General features: G+C 56.6%; 17 protein-coding genes and 3 pseudogenes. 7 read left to right on the forward strand and 13 right to left on the reverse strand.

All coding sequences use genetic code 11. The features are described 5' to 3' along the window. Window positions 1-6 precede the first annotated feature (6 nt). Entirely contained in the window at window positions 7-1986 is a 1980-nt protein-coding gene (locus ACR3FC_RS21090) for a CocE/NonD family hydrolase (RefSeq protein WP_480478653.1), read from the reverse strand. Window positions 1987-2116: 130 nt separating this feature from the next. On the opposite strand from ACR3FC_RS21090, the gene ACR3FC_RS21095 reads away from it, so the two are divergent. Both ACR3FC_RS21095 and ACR3FC_RS21100 read left to right on the forward strand, forming a co-directional pair. Then, window positions 2117-2884 carry a helix-turn-helix transcriptional regulator gene (locus tag ACR3FC_RS21095; RefSeq protein WP_480478426.1) on the forward strand — a complete coding sequence of 256 codons (768 nt, stop codon included), beginning with the start codon at window positions 2117-2119 and terminating at the stop codon, window positions 2882-2884. Between the two features lie 383 nt (window positions 2885-3267). Further along, entirely contained in the window at window positions 3268-4062 is a 795-nt protein-coding gene (locus ACR3FC_RS21100; protein ID WP_480478428.1) for an SDR family oxidoreductase, read from the forward strand. 213 nt (window positions 4063-4275) lie between these two features. Here the strand turns inward: ACR3FC_RS21100 and ACR3FC_RS21105 are convergent, their stop codons facing one another. After that, a complete protein-coding gene (locus ACR3FC_RS21105) occupies window positions 4276-4728 on the reverse strand; it encodes a hypothetical protein (RefSeq protein WP_480478430.1) in 453 nt (150 codons plus the stop codon). Window positions 4729-4733: 5 nt separating this feature from the next. Here ACR3FC_RS21105 and ACR3FC_RS21110 point away from each other — a divergent pair, with 5 nt between their 5' ends. Further along, window positions 4734-5630: a LysR family transcriptional regulator gene (locus tag ACR3FC_RS21110; protein ID WP_480478432.1), complete on the forward strand. Its 897-nt coding sequence runs from the start codon at window positions 4734-4736 to the stop codon at window positions 5628-5630. 378 nt (window positions 5631-6008) lie between these two features. On the opposite strand, the gene ACR3FC_RS21115 is transcribed toward ACR3FC_RS21110, so the two are convergent. Further along, window positions 6009-6629 carry an adenylate/guanylate cyclase domain-containing protein gene (locus ACR3FC_RS21115; RefSeq protein ID WP_480478434.1) on the reverse strand — a complete coding sequence of 207 codons (621 nt, stop codon included), beginning with the start codon at window positions 6627-6629 and terminating at the stop codon, window positions 6009-6011. A gap of 23 nt (window positions 6630-6652) precedes the next feature. Then, a pseudogene (locus ACR3FC_RS21120) lies at window positions 6653-6901 on the reverse strand (nuclear transport factor 2 family protein); the annotation flags it as partial. Between the two features lie 415 nt (window positions 6902-7316). Between ACR3FC_RS21120 and ACR3FC_RS21125 the strand changes: the two are divergent. Further along, the gene (locus ACR3FC_RS21125; protein ID WP_480478436.1) at window positions 7317-7934 is read left to right on the forward strand and encodes a GNAT family N-acetyltransferase; all 618 of its coding nucleotides are present in this window, start codon (window positions 7317-7319) and stop codon (window positions 7932-7934) included. 372 nt (window positions 7935-8306) lie between these two features. Here the strand turns inward: ACR3FC_RS21125 and ACR3FC_RS21130 are convergent. The 5 genes and pseudogenes from ACR3FC_RS21130 to ACR3FC_RS21150 form a co-directional block, all read right to left on the reverse strand. After that, window positions 8307-9364: pseudogene (locus ACR3FC_RS21130) on the reverse strand (ornithine cyclodeaminase). Between the two features lie 2 nt (window positions 9365-9366). Continuing rightward, a pseudogene (locus tag ACR3FC_RS21135) lies at window positions 9367-10040 on the reverse strand (type I glutamate--ammonia ligase). A gap of 8 nt (window positions 10041-10048) precedes the next feature. After that, window positions 10049-10678, reverse strand: coding sequence for a type I glutamate--ammonia ligase (locus ACR3FC_RS21140; protein ID WP_480478438.1), 630 nt, complete (start codon window positions 10676-10678; stop codon window positions 10049-10051). Further along, window positions 10671-11042: a MurR/RpiR family transcriptional regulator gene (locus ACR3FC_RS21145; RefSeq protein WP_480478440.1), complete on the reverse strand. Its 372-nt coding sequence runs from the start codon at window positions 11040-11042 to the stop codon at window positions 10671-10673. The genes ACR3FC_RS21140 and ACR3FC_RS21145 overlap by 8 nt, the downstream gene beginning before the upstream one ends. 28 nt (window positions 11043-11070) lie before the next feature. Continuing rightward, complete coding sequence (locus tag ACR3FC_RS21150) at window positions 11071-11781, reverse strand: IS6 family transposase (RefSeq protein WP_480478442.1); 711 nt, start codon at window positions 11779-11781, stop codon at window positions 11071-11073. 23 nt (window positions 11782-11804) lie between these two features. On the opposite strand from ACR3FC_RS21150, the gene ACR3FC_RS21155 reads away from it, so the two are divergent. Both ACR3FC_RS21155 and ACR3FC_RS21160 read left to right on the forward strand, forming a co-directional pair. Continuing rightward, window positions 11805-12884: an efflux RND transporter permease subunit gene (locus tag ACR3FC_RS21155; RefSeq protein ID WP_480478444.1), complete on the forward strand. Its 1080-nt coding sequence runs from the start codon at window positions 11805-11807 to the stop codon at window positions 12882-12884. Between the two features lie 2 nt (window positions 12885-12886). Then, a complete protein-coding gene (locus ACR3FC_RS21160) occupies window positions 12887-13138 on the forward strand; it encodes a hypothetical protein (RefSeq protein ID WP_480478446.1) in 252 nt (83 codons plus the stop codon). Window positions 13139-13140: 2 nt separating this feature from the next. On the opposite strand, the gene ACR3FC_RS21165 is transcribed toward ACR3FC_RS21160, so the two are convergent. Then, on the reverse strand, window positions 13141-13851 hold the full coding sequence (locus ACR3FC_RS21165) for an IS6 family transposase (RefSeq protein ID WP_480478401.1): 711 nt from the start codon (window positions 13849-13851) through the stop codon (window positions 13141-13143). Then, entirely contained in the window at window positions 13799-14074 is a 276-nt protein-coding gene (locus ACR3FC_RS21170) for a type II toxin-antitoxin system CcdA family antitoxin (protein ID WP_480478448.1), read from the reverse strand. The genes ACR3FC_RS21165 and ACR3FC_RS21170 overlap by 53 nt, the downstream gene beginning before the upstream one ends. A 483-nt stretch (window positions 14075-14557) precedes the next feature. Here ACR3FC_RS21170 and ACR3FC_RS21175 point away from each other — a divergent pair, with 483 nt between their 5' ends. After that, window positions 14558-15304, forward strand: coding sequence for an MBL fold metallo-hydrolase (locus ACR3FC_RS21175; RefSeq protein ID WP_480478450.1), 747 nt, complete (start codon window positions 14558-14560; stop codon window positions 15302-15304). Between the two features lie 353 nt (window positions 15305-15657). Here ACR3FC_RS21175 and ACR3FC_RS21180 read toward each other — a convergent pair whose 3' ends face one another. Together ACR3FC_RS21180 and ACR3FC_RS21185 are read right to left on the reverse strand one after the other, a co-directional pair. Further along, window positions 15658-16962 carry an MFS transporter gene (locus ACR3FC_RS21180; protein ID WP_480478452.1) on the reverse strand — a complete coding sequence of 435 codons (1305 nt, stop codon included), beginning with the start codon at window positions 16960-16962 and terminating at the stop codon, window positions 15658-15660. A 75-nt stretch (window positions 16963-17037) separates the two neighbouring features. Then, entirely contained in the window at window positions 17038-18474 is a 1437-nt protein-coding gene (locus ACR3FC_RS21185) for an aldehyde dehydrogenase family protein (RefSeq protein ID WP_480478454.1), read from the reverse strand. Between the last annotated feature and the right edge of the window lie 2 nt (window positions 18475-18476).

Raw genomic sequence — 18476 nt, forward strand, 5'->3', positions numbered from 1 at the left:
GGATGGTTAGAGAAGCCCGCGAGGAACGGTGCGCGACCATTCCTTCGTCAGGACTTCGGTTTGATCAGGCCCTTCGGTGGCCCGTAGTTCGCGGTGAAGGTAGAAATTGCTCTCGTCGCAGGACATGTGCGATCGGGTTTCGATCCGAACTTCCCATGCGTCCCGTTTGAAGTGAAAGTTCCATTTCGCACTGAACCTCGCAGAAGCGGGATCTTCTGGATGAATGGCATAGTGCATGGTGACGTCGCTGCCGCTAATAAGCCCATGATAGGGGTCACGCGTCATGCCGAAATCATCGAACGTATCAAGCGTCGTGCGACCCTTATCGTCCGTACCTCGCTGTACCGAACTCGACGGTTCGCGCAGTACATCCGCATTGAGCACGGGAAAGCTGTCAGGCGGTCCCGGATTGGCGGGCTGGGGTTCGAGTCCGACGCGGCGCTCGGGGATAACCAGTTCGCAACCTTCGGTCTCAAGCGCAATCGCGGCTGATTTGGGCGAAGGCCAGACAATCGGCCAGTAGGAGGTTGAAAGTGCCAATCGCAGGCGATGTCCGGGTGCCAACTGATGCGCACAGGCGTTCAACGCGAACTCCACATCGTAGAGCTCGCCTGGCACCAAAGCTTCTGGGGCCTCGTGACTGTTGTGGTGCGTCAGGTTGAACGGTCGATAAGTGATGCGTTGCGACGTACCATCGGGCGCTACATCGCACAGCCGCGCAACAATTTGCGCAACCGGCTGGTCAATGCGGAACGCCAGTTTCAAACGCGGACGTCCGACGATTTCCAGCGGCGCCTGAAGTTGAAGGTCCAAACAGATGGATTGCCCGTCGTCATCTCTCTGATCGCCGGGCAATTCGTTGTCGATCCGCATACCCGGGCAGAAATACCCGCTGGCGGTCCCGACGTCTGCGGGGCTTGAGATGACGATCGTTCCGGATACAGGATTGGTGCCAAGGACGCCGTTGCCCAAATAGTACGAGCGATCTCGAACATTTTTCGACGGCCAGTTTTCTTCAGCAATCCACCGCCCTTTGCGCGGCTTGTTTTTGCTGGACGGATCGTCATGCTCCTGCACGAATGTCCTGAAATCAGGCAGCGTTTCGGCCCCGTTAAGCTCGCCTTTAAGCCAACGGTCGAACCAACCGATGATCTCCGAGTGGGCATCTGCGGCCTCGATCTTCGAGATATGCGGATAGCGATGCTCCCACGGTCCGATCAGGGCCTTGGTCGGTGATTTCAGGTTTTCCACCAAAGTCAGCGGTGTGTTGATGTAGGCGTCCGCCCAACCGGTGATCGCCAGAACGGGGACATCGATCCGTGACCAGTTTTCGCAAACAGATCCGTGTTTCCAGAAGTCATCGCGGTTCGGATGCGCCAGCCAGTCCGCCGCAAGGTCCGGCAAGCTCTCCAGCCGGGAGATCCAATCTTCGCGCCAGTCAGCGCGCAAACCAGGGTCGGCAGGTCGAGACAGATAGGCGAACATCTGCGCCGCCCAGTTGGCGTTGTCGCTTAACAAGCAGCCGCCCATGAAATGGATGTCGTCGGCATACCGGTCGGTCGTCGAGGCAATGCTGACGACGGCCTTTAACTCGGGCGCACAGCGATAGGCCAACTGCAATCCGTTGAAACCGCCCCAGCTGATCCCGATCATGCCAATGTTGCCGTCGCACCAATCCTGTTCCGCAATCCATGTCAAAACAGCTTCGCCGTCGGACAATTCCTGCTCTGAGTATTCATCGTCAAAACGGCCTTCGCTGTCACCCGTCCCGGCGATGTCGACGCGCACGCAGGCGTAGCCATTCGCCGCGAAAACCCGATGGGTCGTTTCATCGCGCGGCGCAGTGCCGTCACGTTTGCGGTAGGGCAGGTATTCAAGAATTGCCGGCGCGGGTTCTTTAACATCGGGAAGCCAGATCCGGGCGGCCAGTCGCCGTCCGTCTGGCAGAACGATCCATTCGTTCTCAATTGTGTTGATACCGTCCAGCACGTTTCCCACCACAAGCAGTTTGCAGGCACATCGTGGCGCGGACTAATTTGTATACCAAGTAAGCGACTTTACACATATGTACGCAAGTGTAAGCATATCAGTTAACAATTGCGAAGGTTCTTGCAGGATGTCGGAAAATTTCTCAAATAACCTGCGGTCGCTTTGCGCGGACTACGGCAGTATCGCCCAAGTTTGCCGCGACATTGGCCTGAACCGGCAACAGTTCAATCGCTATCTGAACGGTAGTGGCATGCCATCTGCCCACAATCTGCGGCGCATCGCGCAGCACTTTGACGTCAGCGAAGAGGATCTGGAGGCCGACCCGGCGGCCTTTGCGGCAAAACGCACCCGCATGCAGAACCCGATCAGAAAAGGGCCGGCGCGGCTTCTTTCCAGCATATTTCAGAACCAGGCCGGGCCACTCCGCCGTTACCTCGGCTTCTACCATGGGCATTTCGTGACACCCACCTGGGAAGACAGAATCATGCGTACGCTGATCTGGCTGCGTGAAGAAGACGGCTACATCGTGTCACACACTTTCGAGCGTGCGCTGAGCGACGACGAAAGCATCGTTCAGAAGACCAGGTATTCAGGACTCGCGGCCTACAGGGGAAATCGGATTTATCTGCTGGAAAGCGCAAATAGCGAGGACGGCTTTCTCTCTGAGTCGATCCTCTTTCCCGCACACCGCCAACAGATCAGGTACCTGAACGGTATGACGATGGGCGTTGCCACGAGACCGCGAATGGCGCCTTACGCCTCGACCACAATCTGGAAGAGAATGTCCGAGAGAACTTCGATCCGCGAGGCGCTGAAGCAGACAGGGATTTTTTCTTTTCAAGACACGAGGATCGACGTGATTGTGCGAAAGCTACTGATGGACGCCCGATCCTGACAGCCGGCGACGCGGTTACAGCGAGGATTGCTTACGCAGCGAATGGCAGCAATGCGGGCTGCAACCGCAGCATCCGGGCCTGTCGGTGAAAGGCTGGTAAGGGCCGTCCCTGTTTGGGTTTGTGGTTCTCGATGGGTAGAATGCTGCAACTGACCCAATGACCGCGAAGATCCCATAATGAACGATGCTGCAAAGTCTATGAACGGCTGCTGCTATCAGCTTGATCATTGGGGTGCCGCTTTCTATTATGTAATTATCCGAAGAAGAGGAGAACTACGATGGACAAACGGCACCGGTAACCCGGAAACCCGCCTACTAGGCGGAACTGCGCCTCGGGCGACCAACGCTCGGACTCCATCGAATTCATACCTTACGGAGCTTTCATGCCCAGATTAAAGAAAAAGACAGCCCTCATAACTGGGGGTGCCCGCGGCATTGGTGCCGCCATCGCAAGCGCCTTCCGCGACGAAGGTGCCGACGTCATCCTGACAGATATCGACGCTAAGACCGGGCAGGCCATGGCCGACCAGATCGGTGCAACTTTCGCGCGCCTTGATGTGGCTTCCGAAGCGGCGTGGAATACGGTTGCAGAACGCTTTCCCGCCCTTGACGTTCTGGTGAACAACGCTGGTATCACAGGGTTTGAAGGGCCGTTCGACGGTGCGCCACCTGCTCATGATCCCGAAAATGCTGCTTTGGCTGACTGGCGGAAGGTCCATACGGTGAACACCGATGGCACATTTCTCGGCTGCCGTTATGCGATCCGAGCTATGCGCGCGAAGGGTGCAGGCAGCATCGTGAACATCTCATCCCGTTCCGGTCTCGTCGGCATCCCGATGGCCGCTGCCTACGCGGCCTCGAAAGCCGCTATACGCAACCACACGAAGTCAGTCGCGCTTTACTGCGCCGCGCAAGGGCTGAACATCCGGTGTAACTCTATCCATCCAGCGGCAATCATGACGCCGATGTGGGAACCAATGCTAGGCAACGGTCCGGACAGGGCTGAACGCGAAGCTGCAATGGTGGCAGACACACCCATGCGGCGGTTTGGCGAAGCGAAAGAGGTTGCAGCCCTTGCCGTGCTGCTCGCTTCAGACGAGGCGGCCTACATGACCGGAACAGAACTAACGATTGATGGCGGCATCCTCGCGGGTACTGCTGCAACACCCGGCGATTGATTATAAGGCGGGGCGGGCGATCTTTCGTCCGTTCCCGTGCCTATATTGGGGACATTGCCTCAATCGCAGCGAAATCACGGTTTGTCCGCGCTGCCGCCATCTGAGCTCAAAAGAGCCCCGCTGCGTTGCCGCAGGTCCAGTTTGAGCCCATTCCACCGACTGCCAGGGGTGGGTAGCCATCGGTAGTGACAACCTACAGCAATCGTTCTGAAATCAGTTTCCCGCGTTTGCCTTGTCGCGGTTCCACCAACGATTGGGATTGGAATTATGCGGGTCGTAGCTGGCGCGGCTGGCCCAACAATCCTTGATGAAAATCAAAGGCTCTTCGTAATGATGCACATCGCGTATTGCATCCAGAACGCGCCCAAGCGTTTCGGGGTTCTGCTCGACCGAAATAACGACAAGGACGCTTGGGAAAGTTTGAACCTTATTGGCGGCTCCCAGATGCACGGCACTGGTTGAGTTTTCTTCCGGCAAGTAAGTCTCGCTGCCGATAGCGCTGACAAATGCATTGCGCTTGTACCGGCCATAGATCAGTGGATCGACCTCCATCACGTTGTCGATGATCTTGTCCGCATCTTCAGGTGTCGCCTGAATCTCGATCTGCCATACGCGTTCCACTGTGCCTGTTCGTGTCTTGAGTTTGCTGATGTCGATGCTTTGCATTTTCCTTGTCCGTTATCTTCTTTATGCCATGGCCTCTCGGGCCTGATGATGAACGCCAGTCACAACCTGAAGCCGAATTGTGCGGCGGTGATATGCGTGTTGCCACGAAGATCGTTTGTGCGATCAAACCAAGCATTGAGCGGGCCTCCTTCGGCGACAGTAGGCTTGCGTTGATTATTTCGGAAACGAATAATATTGCTAAGCGTGATGAGATATGGAAATCTTACTTCATGAAGCGTGATCTCGAAATCGACCTGCTGCGATCCTTCGTCGCCGTCGCGGCGCATCGAAACTTCACGCATGCTGCAAAGGCCATTGGGCGCACGCAATCAGCTGTCAGCCTTCAGATCAAACGGCTTGAAACCATCGTGGAGAAATGCCTCTTTGAGCGGAGCCGTCAGTCCGTGTCGATCACACAGACCGGCGAAGCGCTGCTGGTCTATGCAAATCGCATTCTGGCCGCGAACGATGCTGCGCTGTCACATCTGCAACGCCCCGAGGCGGAAGGATTGATCAGGATCGGCGCGCCTGATGACTACGCGACTTTCCTGCTGCCTCCGATTCTGTCCGCTCTGGCGAAAGCGCATCCCCGATTGCAGTTCGAGGTGACATGCGACAATGCCTGCGATCTGCTGCTTTTATTGACGAAGGGACATCTGGATGTGGTCGTTGCGACGCATCGTCCAGATGCGGTCGCTGGACAGGTCGCGAGGCATGAACCGCTTCATTGGGTTGCCTCTCCTAATTTCATTGACGATCACGATCAACCTCTTTCGCTCGTTCTCTTCCCATCTGGTTGTGTGCAGGGAAATCGCCTTAGACGTATTGAAGCGCATCGACCGCCAATGGCGCATTGCATATTCCACGCGCAGCATAGGGTTGATCGAGAAAGCCCTTCTTGACGGATCGTCGGTTTCCGTGATGGAGGCCTCTGTCATACCACCTGTTCTCAGGATCATTGACGGACAGGCAGGTTTGCCCTCGCTGCACGAGGTGGTGATATCCGTTCACCAATCGAACACCTGCGAAGCGCACGTGGCACTCGCGGCCGACTTTCTGGTAGAAAAACTGGGAAGGGCTCCTCTGCGAGCCGTTTCATGACACGGGCCTGACAGCAGCGCTGAATTGAGACCGGACATTGGAATCTCCGGCCTGTGTGGCAGATTCGTCCCGCTTATTAGAAGTCGGAAGCAGCGGTGGCGAATGGCCGCTGCTTGGCCGGAGCGGTCGTCCAGGCCCTTAAGCGGACTTCGCCACGCGGTCCCGTTTTATCGAAGGGCTTAACGCCAGTTCAGCTTAAAAATTGTATGTTCACCGTCCAGCCCTTTGAGCGGAACTGTTATCTGGTCGGCAAACGGAAACTCCGGTGATCCGCCCACCATGATCCGAGTCGCATCCGAGACGAGGATATCACTGGGTGCGGCGAGGGCCGCGATCCGTGCGGCCTTGTTGACTACGGTCCCAAAGTGATCGGCATCAGAAGTAATCACTTCGCCGGTATGCAGGCCAATGCGGATTTGTAATTTTGGCTCTTTCGGTTCAGCTGAGTTTTTCTGTTGGATGTTCTGAGCCGCCAACAGGGCTGCCCTTGCGGAGGCGAAGGACGACATCACGCCGTCACCCAGTGACTTCACCAAGCGCCCACCACTTTCGACGATCTGGGTCACGACCAGTCGTAGATGTCTACCAACGGCCTCGCTCCAAAGTGAATCGCCTATCGCTTGAGCAATTGTCGTACTGTCAGCGATATCCGTGAACATGATGGTCGCTATGCCGCTTTGGCCGAGTTCGTATGGTGTAGAGAGGGCGGCATCGAGTAGCTCTTCAAAACCCCTTGCCTCGTAGCCGATCCTTCGACGTTGTTGACGGGGATAGAATTGTGAACATGCACGATCTTCCAAGAGCCCTTGTCGAGCTTCAGAATGACGGTGGAGCGCAGTCGTGCGGACTGTCCGGTTTCGATCCCGTCGATTGTTGCCTCCCACTCCACCCACCCGAGTGATCCGCACTCAAATCCGCGAATTTCTTGTGGATCCCAATGGAAGCGTGGGACTTCACCGATATACTGCTCCATACCGCGACGCAGTGCATCGCCCCTCCGACTCGCCTTGGGCCGAACCAAAGTACGACAAGGCGGCATCATCGGAGAACAGATGCACCACGGTTTCGCCATCACCTCGGCCGTAGGATTTGATCCAGCGTTCAACAATGGCTGCAAGTTCTGGCGAAGGTCGTATCGTATCCGTCATGTGAGCGACAATAAGAGCTTCGTGTCCTAGCGCATAGAGTTCCATGGACGGAACTTTCTTGCTAGCGCCATCCTATTTGGTCGCAGATGTGCTTGCTGCCAACGGAGGCTTTGTCCGCGATCTGTGAGTTTATGAACCATGCGGTGAATGTCCGCACCTAGCGGTTCGCAACGCGCTGCACATGCAAGGGCGCAAAGGGTGAGCAAGGGCAACTGTGGGCTCACTCGACCATTCGAGGCAATTCGCGGAGAAAGTCGGCAGAGAGCCCGGAGCAGTCATCCTTCGTTGCTTAAGCAGGAAAATAAATTGCGCGTTTGACAACAAGTGTTTGCGGCCCTCATGCTAAAACTTGAAAATCGAGGTGGAACGACCAAAGGTAATTCCATGTTTAGATCATCAACCCGAAGTGAAGCAGAAAGTTTGTTAAGCGGACTTGCTCTTGGATTTTCTGCGGACCCATTCATGCGTTGGCTGTATCCTGAACCTGCCGATTTCCTTACCCACTTCCCGCGAGTAATGGACTTCTTTGGAGGGCGTGCATTTGAACAGGGCAGCGCGTTTCGAAACGACGATTTCACCGCTGGCGCACTTTGGCTTCCGCCAGGCATTTACCCCGATGAAGAACGGCTTGTCGCCTGTTTTGAGCAGACGGTCTCACCAGAAAAGCATAATGCGTTGTTCGAAACCTTTGGGCAGATGGACAATTATCATCCGGATGAGGACTGCTGGCATTTAGCTTTTATTGCGGTCGATCCATTTCGCCAAGGAAAAGGGTTGGGGTCCGCCTTGCTTGAATGCTGCCTCAAACGCTGTGACGAAGATGGAAGACCTGCTTACTTAGAGTCGACAAACCCTACAAATCTATCGCTGTATAAGCGCTATGGTTTTCAAGAGATGGGTCTAATCAAAGCCGACCAAGCCCCACCCCTGTTTCCGATGTTTCGAGCCGCCCAATAGCGATAGATCAAACGGCTGCATTGTCCGCTCTGCCGTCATTGCCCTATCGGAAATGCTGCGCGATGCACGAACGGCAGGTCTGGGGAAGCTGCCCTGCGGCGACGCTCGATCTAGCCAATGTCCGGTGAGGGCCGTCCCTGTTTGGGTTTGTGGTTCTCGATGGGTAGAATGCTGCAACTGACCCAATGACCGCGAAGAGCCCTTTTTGCCGAATGCTGCAGGCTGCACGAGCGACGACAATGCACGGATAGCCGACCTTGGACTTATGGAAGGCTTTCCTGCCCCGGCACGATCATGTGCCAAGGCCACGGTCGATATTAAGACGCTTCGAATCAGGCAGAGGCTCAATGGTAAGCGTGATGGGCTACTCCCTCAGGCGCTTCGGGCGCGTTCGCGTTCGATCATGCCAAACAGGTCGCGTGGATCGTCTGGGTCTGCAATCATGTCGAGATGTTGCCATTTATCTGTCTTCGCGATCTTGTCACGAAGCCAGCGCAGAGCGGAAAAATCCTCGATCGCAAAGCCGACGCCGTCAAACAATGTGATTTGACGATCATCTGTGCGGCCATCGCTGGTACCTGTCATGACCTGCCACAGTTCCCTGACCGGATGGTCGTCTTCCAGCTGCTGGATTTCACCTTCGATACGGGTCTGCGGCGGGTATTCAACGAAGATATCTGAGCGCAGCAGGATGTCTTTGTGCAGCTCAGTCTTGCCAGGGCCGTCGCCGCCGATGGCGTTGATATGGACGCCCGCGCCGACCATATTGTCGGTCAGGATAGTTGCATATTGCTTGTCGGCGGTACAGGTGGTGATCACATCCGCGCCCATCACCGCTTCTTCCGGGGTCGTGCATGCGGTGATGCTCATGCCTGCAGCTTGCAGGTTTGCGATGCATTTCTCTGTTGCAGCAGGATCTGTGTCGTAAAGGCGCAGATTCCTATCCCGCAAATGGATTTCAATGCCAACGCCTGGAACTCGGATTGCGCACCATTGCCGACCATTGCCAGTGTCTTGGAGTCCTTGCGGGCAAGGTATTTGGTCGCGACGGCAGAGGTAGCAGCGGTGCGCATTGCGGTCAGGATCGTCATTTCAGTCAGCAAGACCGGATAACCGGTATCAACCGAGGCCATCAGTCCAAAAGCGGTGACCGTTTGCATCCCGCCTTTCATGTTCTTCGGGTGGCCGTTCACATACTTGAAACCGTAATCGATGCCGTCGGACGTCGGCATCAGCTCAATCACTCCCTCATCGGAATGGGACGCAACGCGCGGGGTTTTGTCAAACGAGGGCCAACGGCGGAAATCCTCTTCGATATAAGCTGCGATTTCGACCATGCAGGTCTCGACGCCGATCTCGAGGATCAGACGTATCATGTTCTCGACGCTCACAAAGGGGACGAGAGACAGGTTGGCGTTGGGATTATTCATAATCAGTAAACTTCCTCGTATGCCAAGCAGCGAGCGCTGGTGTCCTTGTCTTTCAGATAGGCTATTTCACCCCGCTTATGCGCCACGTAGACAGTGGCAAAGTCAGCCGGGAACCAGCCACAAACGGTTTCATTGCCTTCAAACCGTTGCAAGGCGGCTTCAAGCGTTTCGGGCAGGCGCACGTAGCCGCGCTGCTCAAGCTCATCCGTGGACAAAACGGACAGGTCTTCTTCGGTGACCTTTGGCGCGGGCAATGCGTCTTCGATGCCCTGAGCCCCGCATGGATGATCGCAGCGAATGCCAGATGGGGCGAGGCGGCGGCGTCGGCGGCGCGGTATTCGAAATTGTACTGGCGGGCGATGCTGGAAGGGTCGGTCGCGGTCACAGGGCAGATCCGCACAGAGGCTTCGCGGTCACGAAAACCCAGATTGTTGTAGGCCGCAGACCAGCGATGCGGAGTCAGGCGAAGGTAAGACACATCAGACGGGGCGGTCAGGGCGATGATGCTGTCGAGATATTTCAACACGCCCGCGATGAAGGAAGCGGTGATCTTTGACATGCCCGCGACGCCGTTTTCATCATATGTGGCCGGCGCACCGCTTTCATCCAGAAAGCTAATGTGAATGTGCACGCCATTGCCGACGCCATCTGGGTCGCGGATCGGCGTGAATGTCACCTGTTCATTCAGGCGTTTCGCGTCATCCGTGTGACTTCGCGCAGGATCACGGCCTGATCGGCAGACCGGTGATCAGGGGCCGGATCGTTTGTCACTTCGTATTGATTGGCACCATATTCCTTCATGAAAGTGTCCGAGGCCAATCCACTTGCATCAAGTGCTGCCATCAGCGTCTCGCCAAACACGCGGCGTTCGGCAGAACCGCTGTGGCCGTAGGCCTCACCGGGTTGGGCGCCGCCCGTTTTGAACTGGAATTCATGCTCAAAGGCCGAGACGAGGCTAACCCCGCCTGCGGCCTTCAGCCGGTCCAGAGCTGCCTTCAGAAGGCTACGGGTGCAGAAGTCCCAGGGCTTGCCGTCAAGATCGGCAATGTCGCCCAAAATGAATTGTTCAACCGGTCCACCGTCTTCGAAATCCAGCTCCACACCGGCTTCCTCGTCTGGGATCAACAGCAAATCACCCAACGCCCCAAAGGGGCTTTCGGCAATTGCATCGAAGCAGGTGATCATGACATTCGTCGGGGTCCAGCCCACGCCCTTTTTCGAGCGCTTCTCCAAATCAGAAACCGGGAAGGCCTTGCCGCGTACTTTGCTAGCAACATCCGAGGTCGCCGCAAAGATCAGGGGGGTCTTAATCATCTTCATTATCTCCAAAATCCAGCCGCACGGAATCCCATTCTTCGATGCGTTTTTTTGTTTGATCCCAGTTTTTGTCAGCGATGCGGGTCAACAGAGCCTCTAACAATGCCAAGGCACCGGCATAGCTGTCCCAAAGGGTGCTGCTATCAATTGGGGCTGCCAAAACTTCGCTTGCGTGGGCGGAAATTGGCGACAGCCACTCATCTGTCATCAAGACAACCTGTACATTGCGCGCTTGAGTAGCCTTTTGTGCAAGCGCGCAAAGATTGTTTTGGTAGCGGCGAAAATCGACGATGAACAAGACGTCACGTGACCGCATCCGCAGCAGATACTCTGGCCAGGGGATTGCCAACTTATTCTGCACTGATTGCAAAAGTCTGATGCGGATACGATCACGCGGTCATGTCAAGTGCGTAGCTCCGCCACTGATCGAAGGCATCTGATCTGGCGTGGCGGTAAGAGATGGCGGTAAGACGGTAGCGGCGGGGACGGAAGATCGTGTTGATCTGGTCATAGGCGGAGAGGAAGCGCTGCGCCTGCCTGCCCGACTTGAACCGGCCCATAAGCTTCTCTCGCTTCCGGGTTGGTCGGTGCGAGCCCTCAATACGATTATTCAGGCCCTTGTGAGCCCGGTGATCTGCGTCAGGAGCCAGCTGACGGATCGGCTTGATGTAACTGCGTAATTTGTCTGTGACGATAACGCGGGGCTGGCCAAACCGGGCGGTCAACTGTTTCAGAAACCGCTTGGCCGCCTTGGCGTTTCGCCTTGGTTGGACCAGAATGTCGAGCACATCGCCGTTCCCGTCCACGGCCCGCCATAACCACATCTTGACGCCGTTGATCGGGACGACGACTTCATCGAGGTGCCATTTGTCTGCCGCTGCGGGCCGGTCACGCTTGATACAATGTGCGAAATGCCGACCAAACCGGTTGACCCATTTGCGTATGGTCTCACGGCTGACCATCACATTCCGCTCGGCGAGCAGATCTTCAACATCAGCGGCACTGAGTGCGAACCGATGGTATGCCCAAACGGCGTAGGCGACGACTTCACGGGGAAAACGGTAGCCCTTCAGGCGTGGCATCTCAGCTGGTATATTCATGGAGACCGGCTAAACAGCCTCAGGTGCGACTGCAAGTTGGCAATCCCCTTGGTGCAACTGCGGCGGGGTTCGTCACAACCGCCAACGCCGACCCCCGGTTGTCGGGCGTTTACACGACATTCTCTGCGCAGTCGCCAAAACTGAATCTCGACCTCGATCGTAAAAGGCTTCAGACGCTTGGCGTGAATGTCGACGACCTGTTCCGGGCCATGCAGGTCACTTTGGGCGGGTATCACGTGAATGACATGAACCTGTTCGGTCGGACGTGGCAGGTCAACTTACAAGCAGATGAGAAATACCGGGCCAATGTCGGAGATATTGCTCGCATTCATGTCCGAAATCACGACGGAGATATGGTGCCAGTGCGCGCCGTGGCGAAGGTAGAGCTCATTCTGGGTCCGCAATTGCTCGCCCGCTACAATAATTTTCAGGCCGTCACCATAAACGGTGGACCGTCTCCGGGCGTATCAATGGGCGAGGCCATCGCGGCGATGGAAGAAATTGCAGCCCAAACTCTGCCAGAAGGCTACAGCTACGATTGGACCGGAACCGCGCAGCAAGAGATTGAGGCCGCCGGAAAGACACCTGTTGTTCTGGGGCTTGCTTTGCTATTCGCATATCTCTTCCTTGTTGCGCTTTACGAGAGTTGGACGATACCGCTTGCGGTCCTTTACTCGGTCACGTTTGCGGTGTGCGGCGCGTTGGGTGCGCTGCTGTTGCTGGGTCTCCAGAACAACCTATACGCCCAGATCGGATTGGTGGTCCTGATAGCGCTTGCCGCCAAGAATGCAATTTTGATCGTCGAATTCGCAATGGATCGGTACCGGCAAGGTCAGAACGCCGTGGATGCAGCTATTCAGGGCGCCCGTGCGCGGTTCCGAGCGGTCATGATGACCAGCTTTGCATTTATTGCAGGGCTATACCCGCTGATTGTGGCCGACGGTGCCTCTATGCTCGCTCGCAGAGGTGTAGGTACGCCGGTTTTCGGAGGGATGATTGCAGCTGCCCTTGTTGGCATATTTGTCATCCCGTCCCTTTACATCATCGCGCAGCGGTTCAGGGAAAAAGTGCACGGCAAAACACCAAATCTCACAGGAGAATGATCATGAGCCTGCTGGTACAATACACTCTCAAATTAGAAAGCGATCGCGAAGCACAGACCGTCGCAATGAAGGCATTGGTTGACGGTTTGAAATCAGAAGGCATCGATGGCCTGCACTATTCGTGTTTTTCCACAGAAGACCCGTTACGTTTTTTTGGCGTATTGGAGTTTCCTAATGACACGACGAAACAAGCATTTCTGAATTCGGTATTGCCAAGTTGTTGCCGGCCGATTGTGAAGCATTGGAAAAAGTAGGGTTATGCTGCCATTTCGGCGGTGTAAGCGGCCCAGAGACTGAACGCATCGTTGCGGGCATGGCGGTAAGAGATGGCGGTGAGTTGATAGCGGCGGGGACGGTATATCAGGTTGATCTGGTCATGCGCGGACAGAAACCTCTGAGCTTGTCGGTGTGACTTGAACCGACCAAACAACTTCTCCCGCTTACGGGTCATTCTGTGCGAAACTTCGATCGCATTATTCAACCCTTTGTGGGCCCGGTGGTCGGCCTGTGGTGCCAAGGTGCTGACGGGCTTGATGTAGCTGCGCAACTTGTCTGTGATCACGACCCTTGGCTCACCAAACTGAGCGACCAATCTTTTGAAAAACCGCTTGGCCGCCTTTGCATTTCGCCGCGTTTGCACGAGGATATCGAGAACGTCGCCGTTCGCGTCGATGGCCCGCCACAACCAGTGCTTCTTGCCGCGGATTGTGATGACAACCACGTCCATGTGCCATTTGTCGTTTGGCTTAGGGCGATCGCGCCGGATGCAGGCGGCAAAATGCGCGCCGAACCGATTAACCCAGAGCCGAATGGTTTCTCGGCTCACGATGACACCCCGTTCCGCTAAGAGATCTTCGACATCCGCAGTGCTCAAGGCAAACCGATGGTATGCCCAAACCGCGTAGGCAATGACCTCACGAGGGTAGCGAAAGCCCTTCAGGCGCGGCATGCTGGATGGAATGTTCATTCATTGCATTTAGTCGTCGTCGAAATGCCAGACAACTTGGCAATACCCTTTCGAGCGCCGTGGCATTCTCGGCCCGCCATTGGTCTTCGCGTGCCCGGATAACCGCTGCGCGCACGCCTTCTTCCGCTGCGCGGGATAGATTCACGTTGAGGGCCTTGGCATCCGATAGCAGATCGCTGTCGAGCGTCAGGTTGGTGGCTTTTCTAATCGGTGAAAAGGGCATGATGATCTCCTTAGGTAATGAGAGTATGCCCAGAAGATATGTGCGTCAAGCATGCGCATTTAAAATGCGCATAAGCATGGTTATGTAAATACGTTTGCTGTTGGAAGCCTATAGCTGGGGCGCAGATAATGCATCACGCAAGTGGTCCGTAATTCCATAGCTGAGCCCGCGCCCAATCCAGTTCGTGAGTGCGGACCATTGGCGTGCGATCTCCTGAGGGAGTGTCCTGTCGAGGGTATGGTCGAACAAATCCAGCCATGCCGAGAAGTGCTCGGGCCTGACGTCATGGGCCGTAGCTCAAGTGGCGCTGAACGCGACCCGATCCCGCTCTTCAACGAAGTTGGAACTAACCCACAGGGCGCTGGACGGTATCGGAAAAACAGGCGAGCTTAAAAACGTCTGAATTCACGCCTGGGATTTGTTGACGCAGAGAACAAATAATAGTGGAAATGACCCATATCATCCTGATTGGATTGCAGGACCGTGACAGCAAAACTTCCCGTGGCCGGTGTCTGGTATGGCATCGAACCTCACAAGGCCGGCGTCATTCGACTTCAAGAGGTGCATATTCATCCTTACTGGAGCGGCTCGATATGGCTTTTGCGCGGTGTAAATCGCGATTTGGTGATTGACAGCGGAACGGGGATCGTGCCGCCGGCGCCAGTCGTCAATGCGATATCTTCCAGGCCGGTCCTGGCTATCGCGTTAAGCAGCTACTACGACCACATTGGAGGAATGTACGCCTTTGAGGCGCGTGCCTGCCACCGGCTTGAGGCCGATGCGATGCAAAACCCGAAAGATACATGGCGCCCCTTTGTCGATGCCAATGCCTTTAGTGCGCTTCCTTACGAAAATTTCCGAGTTGAGGACTATTCTGTCCGCCCCACGACGCCAACCGAAACGTTTGAAGACGGGGATGTGATAGAATTGGGTGATCGACAGATTGAAGTCATTCATGTCCCCGGGCGCACAAAAGGAAGCATAGCACTATGGGAAGCCGAAACCGGTATCTTGTTCGGTGGCGAAACTTTGTTTCTGGACCCGGAATGCCGTAATTTCCCCCCGTTGGATGTTTCGGCGTATGAGGCCAGCCTTCGGCGTCTCGCAACATTACCTGTGCAAACTGTATTTGGAGGCCATTACGCAGACATCAGTGCCGCGCAGTTTCGCACCCTGGTAGGTAAGGAAATTGGCCGATACAGACAGCCTGATGCCACGGCAGATGTCTGAATTGCGATGCCTGGAAAAACCTCAAAATGCTACGAAAATTGCGATCGTAAAACATGGAACAGTTCCGAGCATGTAGCCATCGCATGGCTTTGCTCTTGAGCGCATCGGGCGCGGTCTCCGCCAAAACCGCTTGTCGAAGATACTGTAACAATCCCGATCGGGCGCCGGTCTCGCGAAATCCGGCCTGTTCAACCACCGGTCTGCGATGCAGGAAGAGCGTGGACCTGCGCGGCTATTAGGTTTTGCGGTCAGGCAAAGAAGCACTTTTCGCTGGGACCCTTCATTGGGAACCGTCGGCTCCGATACTGAGGCAACGATTCCCGAACCCGCAGCGCTTCTTTGCCCGCGCCATGCTACGAACGGGCCTCGGCACCAGCCGCGCCGCGAAGCCGTGATTTCAGGATGGCAATCGCGATCAGCCCGATAACGCCCGATGCCGCGATGAAACCAAAATACATCTCATACACGGCAAGCCCGGTGTAGCGCTCGGCAAAGTAGCCGTTGATCTTGGGCAGGTAGATGTCCGGCGTATAGGCGATCAACGAGATCAGACCGATAGCAAGGCCGGTCACACGCGGCGGGATCTTGCTGCGTTCCAGCGTCGCCCAGTAGAGACCGCGTGTGGCATATGTCATCACCCCGACCAGGAGCACAACAAAGAGCAGGATGAAGCTGCTTGCGGTGGCTGGCAGGAACAGCAGGGCCACAAGCCCCAGAATGCTCAGCGAAATAGAGATCGCTAGCACGTTCTCACGGCCGAACCTGTCACCGAGAAAACCCGCACCCAACCCGCCAATCGGGCGCATCCAGAGCTTTGCCACCGTGATGAAGGCGGCCGCGCTGGCGGTCAGGGTATATTTCTCCTGCAGGAAGGCCGAGAAGGAATAGGTCGCCCAGAACAGCTGATAACCGCTAAGGATGATGATAGCGATCAGCCACAATTCGGGCTCCGATACGAGCAGTTTGAAATCCGACAGCAGATTGCCTTTCGGTTCCGCCTTTCCGGTCGGGGCCTCGCCCTTCTGGCGCAGGAACAACAGGCAGAGGAGGCCAACAGCAAAGCAGTTGTAGACATAGAGCATGATCACCGAAGGCAGGGTCGCGTTGGCGGTCAGACCCTTTACGTCGACATAGTAGCTGAACAGCGCGACGGCCGCGGTCGCCAGAACCGCCTCGACCAGACCGCGCATGCCCTCGAGCCCGCCGAAGAAGCGGCCCTGTTCATCGGACCGTGCGACCAGCCTGACGCCTTTCAGGAGCGCCGCCCAGAAGGTCAGGCCCGAAGAGATACCCCAGCCGAGGAAAATCCAGTAGAGCGCGGATTTGTCGGGGATACCGGCATACCAAAGGCCGAGCGCCCCGGTCAGTGCCATCGAGAAGGTTAGCAGAATCCGTGGCGACACCCGGTCCGCCAGCCAGCCGCTGGGCAGGTAGGTGATCACGAACATGGTTCCCAGCATCGAATAGTAAGTGCCAAGCTCGGAAACGGTGATCTGAAAGGTATCCAGGATCGTCGTTTCGAAGTTCTGACGCAGATAGATCAGCGGATAGATGGAACCCGCCGCCAGCAGCAGTATGAAGAACTGAAAGTAGCGCTGGAAACTGGACAGTCCAGGCTGTGCGTCATCGCGCGATGACACAGAACTGAGTGTAGTCATTTTGGTTGTCTCCTCCCCATCCCGGGGTTACATAAGTGTAGGAAAGGTCTTGTACGTGACCCGCTGAGCCTGCAGTCAGGACTCAGCAAGGATCGGGCGGCGCACCTTGAGTTCCTGGAAGTCCTCAAGGCCGAATACGCCACCCTCGCGGCCGTTACCCGACTGCTTGTAACCGCCGAAGGGCGAGCCGTAGTTCACCGCCTGCCCGTTCACGGTGATGGTTCCCGCGCGCAGGGCGTCGGCGACGCGTTCGGCGCGGGTGGCATCTCCGGTCTGCACATAGGCCGCCAGCCCGAATTCGCTGTCATTGGCGATGGCGATAGCCTCTTCTTCCGTGTCGAAGGGAATGATCACTAGGACCGGGCCGAAGATTTCTTCGCGCGCGATGCGCATCTCGTTGGTCACATCGGCAAAGATCGTGGGCCGGACGTACCAGCCTTCCTCCAGCCCCTCAGGCTTGCCGGGGCCTCCGGCCAGCAGGCGGGCGCCTTCATCCGTTCCAACCCGGATCATCGCCTGAACACGGTCATATTGCATCCCGTCGAAGAGCGGGCCGATGTGATCGCCTTCCACCGCCGGGTTGCCAACCTTCTGGCCGGCGGCGGCGCGGGCCGCGATCTCGAGCACGCGGTCGTAACAGCTGCGTTCCACAAGCATGCGCGTGGGCGCGTTACAGGACTGGCCGGTGTTGTGGAAGCAGCCCCGGACAGAGTTGGTCACGCAGGTCTCCAGATCGGCGTCGGCGAAGACCAGGTTGGGGGACTTGCCGCCCAGTTCCAGCGTGACCCGCTTGACGGTATCGGCTGCGTCCTTGGCGACCAGGATGCCGGCCCGGGTGGAACCGGTAAAGGACATCATCGCAATATCGGGGTGACGTGACAGGGCCGCTCCGACATTGGGGCCGTCCCCGAAGACAAGGTTGAACACGCCTGCGGGATACCCCGCCTCGTGCACGAATTCGGCGAAAAGGGCGGCGGAAAGCGGCGTGTATTCCGACGGCTTCAGCACACAGGTCGACCCGACCGCCAGCGCCGGTACCACTTTTTGCGCAATCTGGTTGATCGGCCAGTTCCAGGGCGTGATCAGCCCGCAAACCCCGATCGGTTCGCGGATCAGCAGATCGGTATTGGGCAGGATCTCGCGTTCGGGCTGGGCTTTCAGTGCCGCGATGAACGCGTGGATATGGTCGATGCCGCAACCGGCCTGAGCTGACCGGGACATGGTGATCGGCGCGCCCATCTCGGTGGTGATTGCCTGTGCCATCTCTTCCAGCCGGTCGGTGAAAGTTGCCGCCAGCCGTTCCAGCAAGGCCAGTCGCTCTTCCTTGGAGGTTTTCGAATAGGTTTCGAACGCGCGCTTTCCCGCGCCAACGGCGCGGTCGACATCGGTCTCCGAACCCAGCATCACCTCGCCGATCCGGGATTTGTTCGCCGGGTTGGTAATTGCGAATGAGGTCGCTCCGGCCGGATCGACCCAGGCGCCGTCAATGTAGAATTTGTTCAGGGTTTTCATGT

Source organism: Ruegeria sp. AF3 (genome assembly GCF_056536285.1).